The following is an 8,439-nucleotide window of genomic DNA, read 5'->3' on the forward strand; positions in this document are numbered from 1 at the left end:
ATCGTCGCCGACGGGACGCGCCACGGGATGGGCGTGTGCGCGGCCGACCTCGACGCCGACGGCTGCGAGGAGGTGTACGTCCACAACTGCGCGCGCGGCGTCGACGGCGGCGACCCCGACCTCCTCTTGAGCCGACTGGAGGCCGACCGGTACCGCTGGACCGACGTGTTCGCGCGGGAGGTGAACGCCGACCGCCTCGACGTCCGTGCGGGCCGGTCGGTCGCGGCGCTCGACCGACTGGGGACCGGCCGGTACGGCGTCGCGGTCTCGGGCTACGCCGCCCCGCTCGCGTTCTACGAGCTCGGCGACGACGGCGAGGTGACCGACATGGCCGAGGCGGTCGGGCTGGAGGTCGACGGCGGCTGTCGGTCGCTGCTCGCGGTCCCGTACCGCTCCCGCGAGGGCGACCTGTTCGCGGGCGTCGAGGGGGGACCGAACCGGCTGTTCAGCAACCGCGACGGCCACTACGACCGCACGGACGGCGGTCCCGCCCTCTCCGATCCCAGCGGCGACACCCGCGGCGCGGCGGTCGTCGACGAGGGCGGGACGTTCGCGCTCGCGGTCGGCAATGAGGCCGCGCCCAGCCGCCTCCTGCGCTGTTCGCCGGCGGGCGGCTACGACGACGTGGCCCCCGCCCCGCTCCGCGGGGTGGGCGCGGTCCGGACGGTCGTCGCCGCGGACTTCGACAACGACGGGCGCGAGGAGCTCTTCTTCAACGTCTGCGGCGCGGAGAACCGGCTGTTCGAGCGCGTCGACCGCCCGGGCGAGCCGCCGGGGTGGGAGCCCGTCCCGCTCGGGCCGGCCGCGGAGCCGGACGGGTTCGGCACCGGCGCGGTCGCGGCCGACGTCGACGGCGACGGGGCCCTCGAACTCCTCGTCGTCCACGGCGAGGTCGCCGCGCAGCCGGTGACGGTGTACGGCGCCACGGACGCGCCCGACGCCGGCTGGCTCCGCGTGCGCCCGACGACGCGGCAGGGCGCGCCGGCGCGCGGCGCGGTCGTCACGCTGGAGACCGCCGACGGCGTCCAGCGGCGGGCGATCGACGCGGGCGGCGGCTGTCTCTGTCAGACGGAGCCGGTCGCGCACTTCGGGCTCGGCGGCGCGAAGCCGCTGCGCGTGGACGTGCGGTGGCCCGACAGCCGCGAGCGGACCGTCGTCGGGCCGAGCCCCGACCGAGAGATCACCGTCGAACACCCGTCGCGCAGGGCGACCGACCGCGACGCGCGAACGAGGCGGTAGCTGCCGGACCCGTCCCGCCGAGGGTCGGGCGTCGTCGTGGCCAGAACTGCCGCCCTTCGCGGGTTCAAGTGCCCCCGGACGTACGGGGAGGTATGGTAGATCCGACCTCGGACCTCGAGGAGGACGTCGACGAGGAGTCCGCGCCCGGGTGCGCCACGTGCGGCCAGCCGGCGCTGGGGAGCGGTCGTCGAACGATCACGTGGGTCGACGGCGACGACATCGTCCACCGACACTTCTGCTCGGAGTCGTGCCGCGAGGAGTGGGACGACGAGCGGCCGTCTGCGGGAGGGTAGCCGGGTCGGCGCGGGGGCGCCGCGACCGGACGCCGCGGTTCATTGCGGCGAAGACGGCGGCGGGAGGCTTTTTGCCCGCGGGGGTGGTAGCGTCCGGTATGATATCGCTCGACGAGGCCGTGACGGCCCGACTGGAGTCACACGGGGAGCGCTTCGAGGTCCTGATCGACCCCGACGCCGCGCTCGCGATCAAGCGCGGCGAGTTCGATGGTGACTTAGAGGAGGTCATCGCCGCGGAGGACGTCTTCGAGAACGCCTCGCGGGGCGACCGACCGGCAGAGGAGGATTTAGAGACCGTCTTCGGCACCACTGATCCGCTCTCGATCATTCCGGAGGTCGTCGAGCGCGGGGAGATACAGATCACCGCCGAGCAGCGCGCGGAGATGCAAGAGCGGAAGCACAATCAGCTGGTGACCACCATCACGCGCAACGCCGTGAACCCGCAGATGGACGACTCGCCGCACCCGCCCGAGCGGATCGAGCGCGCGCTGGATGAGGCCGGGTTCCAGATCGACCCGATGGAAGCGGTAGAGAACCAGGTCGACGACGCGCTCGACGCGCTGCGACCGGTGATCCCGATCCGGTTCGAGGAGGTGACGATGGCGGTCCAGCTCCCGGCCGACTACGCGGGGTCCGGACAGGCGCAGATCCGGGAGTTCGGCGACCTTGAGCGCGAGGAGTGGCAGAACGACGGCTCCTGGGTTGGGGTACTCACCTTCCCGGCCGGGCTCCAGAACGACCTCTACGACCTCGTCAACGAGGTCACCTCGGGCGAGGGCGACGCCCGCGTGATCAAGGACAAAGACGAACTCCGGACCCGGTAACGGGTCCTGACGGCCCGGCGACCGCGCCCGGAGAGCGACCGCAACGCCGACCGCGCTCGCGACACCGACCACGACGCGGACCGCGACTCTGCCCGTCGCCGCAGTTTCACCGCCTCCGAGAGGTTGATGTCCGCGGGGCGCGGTCTCGTATCGCATGCACCCACGCGCGGCGGAGTTCGAACGGCGGGCTCGGGAGCGGTACGGCGTCGAAATCGACGTGCTGGAGTTCGACGCCGGCACGGAGACGGCGGCCGCGGCGGCCGACGCGCTCGACCGCGAGACGGGCGCGATCGCGTCGACGATCGTCGTCTCGCTCTCCGGCGGCGACCGAGACGGAAGCCTCGTCGCCGCGATCACGAGCGGCGCGAACCGGCTTGACCTCGACGCCGTCGCTGACCACTTCGACGCCGACGACGCCGAGATGGGCGACCCGGGGCGCATCCGCGAGGTCGTCGGCTGGAGCATCGGCGGCGTGCCGCCGATCGGCCACGAAGCCGCGCTCCCGACGGTGTTCGACCCGACGCTCGCCGAGTACGACACCGTGTACGGCGCCGCCGGGACACCGAGCGCGGTGTTCGCGGTCGACCCCGAGACGCTCGCCGACCTCGCGGACGCCGCGGTCGTCGACCTCACCGAATGAGGCGGCGTCGCGCCGGGCCCGACGCCGCTCCGACTCCGGCGTTGTTAATCGACGGTCGGTTTCGGGGGCGAGATTATTAAGACTGGGTTATGAAATAATAACTTTTTTCTATTAATCCGCGTTACTGATCGGTATGACTCACTCACGGCGGTCGGTGCTGCGGCGCGGTGCCGGGTTGGCGGTCGCGGGAACGGCGGCGTCGCTCGCGGGGTGTACCGGGAACGGGGGCGGCAGCTCCGAGGAGTTCGACTCCGGGTACGCCGCGTTCTTCACGCTCAACGACTGGGCCAACGAGGTCGCGGGCGACAACGCGAGCTTCGAGGACCCGGTCGACGTGGGCCAGCTCGGCCACGGGTGGACGCCCGACGGGACCCTCGCGGCGGACGTCGCGGCGACGGACGCGTTCGTCTACCTCGACAGTCCGGAGTTCGCGTGGGCGCAGGACCTGGCGGCGACGCTGGAGAGCGACTACGACACGGTCGCCACGGTCGACGTGCTCGACGGGCTCGAAGGCGATCTGCTCGAGTGGAACCACTCTCACGGGGAGAGCCACGACGGGGAGAGCCACGACGAGGAGGGCCACGACGAGGGGGACCACGACGGGGAGGGCCACGATGAGGGAGACCACGACAACGGGACCCGGTACGACCCCCACGTCTGGACGGACCCGGTCCTCGCGGCCGAGATGGTCGACACGATCGCGACCGGGCTGGGCGAGGCGGACCCGGACAACGCCGAGACGTACGCCGCCAACGCCGAGGCGTACGCCGCGGATCTGGACGCGATCGACGACGCCTTCCGGTCGATCGCCGAGGACGCCGCGCGCGACGTGGCGGTGTTGGCGGGCCACAACTCTTTCCAGTACCTGGAGGCGCGCTACGGGTTCCGGCTCCGCTCGCCGGTGGGCGTCTCGCCGCAGAACGAGCCGACCCAGTCGGAGATCGCCGACACGATCGACCTCGTCGACGCGGAGGGGATCGACGTGGTGCTGTACGACCGGTTCCAGTCGCCGCGGCTCGCCGAGTCGATCGTCGAGAACAGCGGCGCGGCGGAGGCGGTTCCCGTCACGCCGGCCGGGGGGACGACGCGGGAGTGGAACGACGCCGGGTACGGCTACCTCGAACAGATGACCGAGATCAACGTCCCGGCCTTCGAGCGGGCGTTCGGGGCGCAGTGACCGGCACGGTCGCCGGCGCGCCGAGCGACGCCCCGACCCGGCGGCGCGGCGACGGAGTAAAAGAGCTAAACGTGCGGCCGGTCCAGATGGGGCACACGAAGTGACCGCGATCGTCGACCTCGACGGCGTGACGTTCTCCTACGGCGACACCGTCGCCGTGAGAGACGTCTCTCTCACCGTCGAGGAGGGCGACTTCCTCGGGCTCGTCGGACCGAACGGCTCCGGGAAGACGACGCTGCTCCACCTCATGCTCGGCCTCCACGAGCCCGACGAGGGGTCCGTCGAGCTGTTCGGCCGGCCGGTCGACGAGTTCGACGACGGCGGTCGGATCGGCTACGTCTCCCAGAAGGCGACGAGCCGCGGCGGCGCGATGCCCGTCACCGTCCGTGAGTGCGTCACGATGGGGCGGTTCGCGCACGCCGGGCGAGGGCGGCTCTCCGCGGCCGACCGCGCAGCCGTCGCGGACGCCATCGAGACGGTCGGGGTCGGGGACCTGGCCGACCGGCTCGTCTCGGAGCTGTCCGGCGGGCAGAAGCAGCGAGCGTACATCGCTCGCGCCCTCGCGAGCGACGCGGACCTGCTCGCGCTCGACGAGCCGACGGTCGGCGTCGACGCCGAGTCGCGCGACGCGTTCTACGCCCTCCTCGACGAGCTCAACGAAGACGGGATTACGATCATCCTCATCGAACACGACATCGGCGTCGTCACCGACCGCGCGGACCGCATCGCCTGTATCAACACCGAGCTGTACCACCACGGGGACACGGAGTCGTTCGTCGATAGCGACGCCCTCGCGGAGGCGTACGGCGCGACCGGACAGGTCGTCCACCACCACCACTGATGACCGGGGAGACACCGGCCGACCGGGAGCGGGAGCGTCCGCGTCCGGACCGGACCGGCCGCGAACGAGGACTCCGCCGGACCGCGGAGCTCGCCGGGATCGGGCTCACGGGCGTCGTCGCGGCGGTCATGCTCTCGTTCCTCCTCCTCTACTGGACGCAGGACCTGCCGGTGGCGAGCGAGCTGTACGCCGCGTTCCGCTCGATGGGGCGCGCGATGGACGCCGCGTTCGGGACGAACGTCTTCCGACACCCGATCATGTGGCAGTCGATGGCGGTTGGCGTGCTCGTCGGGGTGGTCGCCCCGCTCGTCGGCTCCTTCCTCGTCCACCGCGAGATGGCGCTGATCGGCGAGACGCTCGCGCACACCGCGTTCGCCGGGGTCGCCGTCGGGATCCTCGTCACCTCCTCGACGGGGTGGAACGGCTCGCTGCTGCTCGTCGCGCTCGCGGTCGGCATCCTCGGGGCGCTCGGGGTCCAGTGGCTCACCGAGCGCACCGACGCGTACGGCGACGTACCCATCGCGATCATGCTCAGCGGGAGCTTCGCGGTCGGGACCCTGATCATCAGCTACGGCGACGGGCTCACCGGCGTGAACATCCAGGGGTACCTGTTCGGGAACCTCGCGGTCGTCACGCCGGAGGGCGCGCGCCTCATGGGAGCGCTCTCGCTGATCGTCGTCGCGGGCGTTGCGCTGACGTACAAGCAGCTCCTCTTCATCACCTTCGACGAGCAGGCCGCGCGGGTCGCCCAGCTGAACGTCACCGGCTACAACACCCTGCTCGTCGTGCTGACCGCGGTCGTCGTCGTCGGCGCGATGCAGGTGCTCGGCGTCATCCTCGTCGCGGCGATGCTCGTCGTCCCCGTCGCGGCCGCCTCGCAGGTGGCCCGGAGCTTCCGCGAGACGATGTACCTCGCCGTCATCTTCGGCCAGCTGTCGGTGATCGGCGGCTTCGCCGTCTCGATCGGACTCGGCCTCCCCTCCGGGGGGTCGATCGTCGTCACGGCCATCGCGGTGTACCTCGGCAGCATCGTCGGCTCCGGCTCCTCGGTGAAGGCGATCTCGTCGCACGGTTGACGGGTCGGACCGGCGGCCTCGGAGGCCGCAGGCGGCGGTCGTGCGCGGCTCGCGTCCGGTTTCCACAGACCCTTATGTCGCGGCCGCGACCGACGGATATGGGAGAGACAGAAACCTACACGGTCACCGGTCCCGACGGTGACGAGGAGTCGTTCGAACTGCCCGCCGGCCTCGTCGACGTGCTCAGCGAGCAGGGCGAGGCCGCGACCGCCGTGGTCTCAGACGTCGTCGTCCAGGCGATGGCCCAGCAGGCGCACGTCATCGTCCACCACAGCGAGGGCGACGTGCCCGAGGACATCGCGGAGATGAACGAGACGGCCGCGGAGCTGTTCGAGGAGCGGTTCGGGCAGTCGCTCGAAGACGCGCTCGGCCACTCGCACTGAGCGGGTCCGACGCGCCCCGGCACCCGAACGAGTTCGTCCGACCGGCCGCTTAAGCCGGTCGAGTCCCTACGTTTTCGCATGTCTACTGACCCGGACGGCGCGGACGCGCCGGTGCTGATCTTCGACGGCGACTGCCCGTACTGCTCGGTCGCCGCCGTCGCGCTCCGCCGGCTCGAGGGCGTCGTCGCGGTCCCGTGGGAGGCCGACCCGGTCGGTCCGTTCCTCGACGCGCAGTTCGGCTCGCGCCCGTTCGCGATGGTGCTCGTCGACCCGGTCGAGCGGCGGGTGTACGCGGGGCGGTCGGCCGCCGAGGAGCTGGCCGACCGCGCGGGAACGCCGGGCATCGTCGGCGGGCTCGTGCGCGACAACTACGACCGCATCGCCGACGTCGTCGGGACGCTGTCCGGCCGGGGCCGCGACCCTGCGGACGTCCACGACACCTACCGACTGGACGACGACGCGGGCGAGATGGTCGGGTCGCTCCGGGCGGCCGCCGACGAGGCGCCGACCGCGCTGTCGTGAGCGCGACCGGGACCGGGTCGCGGCCGGCGGGGGACGGATGACCGACGCCGACGGCGGCAGCTACACCCTCATCGTCGCCCTCGCGGCCGACGCCACGCTGTCGGCGGGCGCGCTCGGCGAACACCGTCTCCCGGCCGGCGCGTACGCGTACACGGGCAGCGCGCTCGGCGCCGGCGGGTTCTCGCGGGTCGACAGGCACCGGCGGACGGCGCGGGGCGACCACGACGTCCGCCACTGGCACGTCGACTACCTGCTCGGTCACCCGGCCGCGCGGATCGACCGCGTCGTGCGGAGCCTCGGCGTCGACGTCGAGTGTCCGGTCGCGGAGCGCCTACCCGCCGGCCCGGTAGACGGGTTCGGCGCCTCCGACTGCGACTGTCCGAGTCACCTCGCGGCAGGCGACGGGTCCGAGGCGGCCGAGGTGAGCGGACCCGACCGCGACGCGCTCAACGGCCTCGCGGAGCGCGCGCTGGCGGCGCACGAGGCCGCGGTCGCGGCCGCCGCCGACCCGGACGCGACCGTCGAGGTCGTCGCGGGCTCCGGAGAGTAACGGGCCGTGCGGTCGGCGGTCGTGCCGGTTCACGGGGCTGGAGGTCGTGTCGGTCTGCGCGGTCAGAGGTCGTACCGGTTCACGACCTGTCGCAGCTGCTCCTCGCGCCCGTTCATAGCGTCCTCGCGGAGCGCTTCCTCGTCGGCGGTCGGACAGTCGAGGTCGGGGACCGGCGTGGGGCGCCCGTCGTCGTCGAGCGCGACGAACGTGAAGTAGGAGGTGGTGGTCCGGCGCGTCTCGTCCGTGCGGGGATTCTCCGCGCGCACGTCGACCTTCACGTCGACGCTCGTCCGGCCGGTGTTGAACACGTATCCCTCGATGATCGCGACCTCGCCCATCTCGATCGGGGAAATGAAGTCGACGTGGTCCATCGACGCGGTGACCACCTGTCGGTTCGAGAACCGCATGCCGGCGATGGCGCCGCAGATGTCCATCCAGTGGAGCACGGCGCCCCCGAGCGCCCGGCCGAGGTTGTTCGTGTCGTTCGGGAGGAGCATCTCCGTCATCTCCGTGTGCGAGGAGGCGAGCGTCGCGGTCTCGTCCATGCCCGTGGTGGGAGATGCGGCAACTTGAACGACGGGCTTCGGCGCGGGCCCGCCGCCCGCCGAGTCCGGGGCCCCGGGCTCAGCGCTCCTCCGATGGGTCGCCGTCGCCGCTAAACTGGACCGAGTCGGGCGGTCGCCCCGCTTCGTCTATCACCTCGTCGGTGACGACGATCGGACAGTCGAGGCGCACGGCGAGCGCGAGCGCGTCGGAGGGACGGGCGTCGAAGACGAACCGCTCCGGCTCGCCCTCCTCGTAGCGCTCGGCGTCGACCTTCGCGTAGAAGGTGCCGTCGCGGAGGTCGTCGACGCGGACGCGGTCGATGGCGCCGCCGAACTCCGTGAGGATGTC

At 72.0% G+C, this 8,439-nt stretch carries 12 protein-coding genes; 10 read left to right on the plus strand and 2 right to left on the minus strand.

Going from position 1 to position 8,439, the window contains the following annotated elements; all coding sequences use genetic code 11:
* From B9G38_RS12300 to B9G38_RS12345, 10 genes are all read left to right on the plus strand, one after another.
* The coding region (locus B9G38_RS12300; protein ID WP_086220560.1) for a CRTAC1 family protein at positions 1-1,239 on the plus strand (1,239 nt) is incomplete at its 5' end.
* A gap of 92 nt (positions 1,240-1,331) precedes the next feature.
* Positions 1,332-1,532, plus strand: a complete 201-nt coding sequence (locus B9G38_RS12305) for a hypothetical protein (RefSeq protein ID WP_049929846.1) — start codon at positions 1,332-1,334, stop codon at positions 1,530-1,532.
* 98 nt (positions 1,533-1,630) lie between these two features.
* Complete coding sequence (locus tag B9G38_RS12310) at positions 1,631-2,356, plus strand: ribosome assembly factor SBDS (protein WP_049929848.1); 726 nt, start codon at positions 1,631-1,633, stop codon at positions 2,354-2,356.
* 154 nt (positions 2,357-2,510) lie between these two features.
* Positions 2,511-2,996, plus strand: a complete 486-nt coding sequence (locus tag B9G38_RS12315) for an aminoacyl-tRNA deacylase (RefSeq protein WP_086220561.1) — start codon at positions 2,511-2,513, stop codon at positions 2,994-2,996.
* A 133-nt stretch (positions 2,997-3,129) separates the two neighbouring features.
* Positions 3,130-4,173 carry a metal ABC transporter solute-binding protein, Zn/Mn family gene (locus B9G38_RS12320; protein WP_086220562.1) on the plus strand — a complete coding sequence of 348 codons (1,044 nt, stop codon included), beginning with the start codon at positions 3,130-3,132 and terminating at the stop codon, positions 4,171-4,173.
* Between the two features lie 100 nt (positions 4,174-4,273).
* Positions 4,274-5,014: a metal ABC transporter ATP-binding protein gene (locus B9G38_RS12325; RefSeq protein WP_049929854.1), complete on the plus strand. Its 741-nt coding sequence runs from the start codon at positions 4,274-4,276 to the stop codon at positions 5,012-5,014.
* Positions 5,014-6,090, plus strand: a complete 1,077-nt coding sequence (locus B9G38_RS12330) for a metal ABC transporter permease (RefSeq protein ID WP_049929856.1) — start codon at positions 5,014-5,016, stop codon at positions 6,088-6,090. Before B9G38_RS12325 ends, B9G38_RS12330 begins: the two co-directional genes overlap by 1 nt.
* A 98-nt stretch (positions 6,091-6,188) precedes the next feature.
* On the plus strand, positions 6,189-6,473 hold the full coding sequence (locus tag B9G38_RS12335) for a hypothetical protein (protein WP_049929859.1): 285 nt from the start codon (positions 6,189-6,191) through the stop codon (positions 6,471-6,473).
* Between the two features lie 78 nt (positions 6,474-6,551).
* Positions 6,552-6,995 carry a hypothetical protein gene (locus B9G38_RS12340; protein WP_049929861.1) on the plus strand — a complete coding sequence of 148 codons (444 nt, stop codon included), beginning with the start codon at positions 6,552-6,554 and terminating at the stop codon, positions 6,993-6,995.
* A 37-nt stretch (positions 6,996-7,032) separates the two neighbouring features.
* Complete coding sequence (locus B9G38_RS12345) at positions 7,033-7,545, plus strand: DUF123 domain-containing protein (RefSeq protein WP_086220563.1); 513 nt, start codon at positions 7,033-7,035, stop codon at positions 7,543-7,545.
* 62 nt (positions 7,546-7,607) lie between these two features.
* Here B9G38_RS12345 and B9G38_RS12350 read toward each other — a convergent pair whose 3' ends face one another.
* Both B9G38_RS12350 and B9G38_RS12355 read right to left on the minus strand, forming a co-directional pair.
* Positions 7,608-8,090 (minus strand): acyl-CoA thioesterase, encoded by a 483-nt coding sequence (locus B9G38_RS12350; protein WP_086220564.1) that lies wholly within the window; start codon positions 8,088-8,090, stop codon positions 7,608-7,610.
* Between the two features lie 79 nt (positions 8,091-8,169).
* Positions 8,170-8,439, minus strand: a 270-nt coding sequence (locus tag B9G38_RS12355) for a bifunctional nuclease family protein (protein ID WP_143415437.1), incomplete at its 5' end; no start/stop codon positions are given.

It is taken from the genome of Halorubrum sp. SD612 (genome assembly GCF_002135005.1).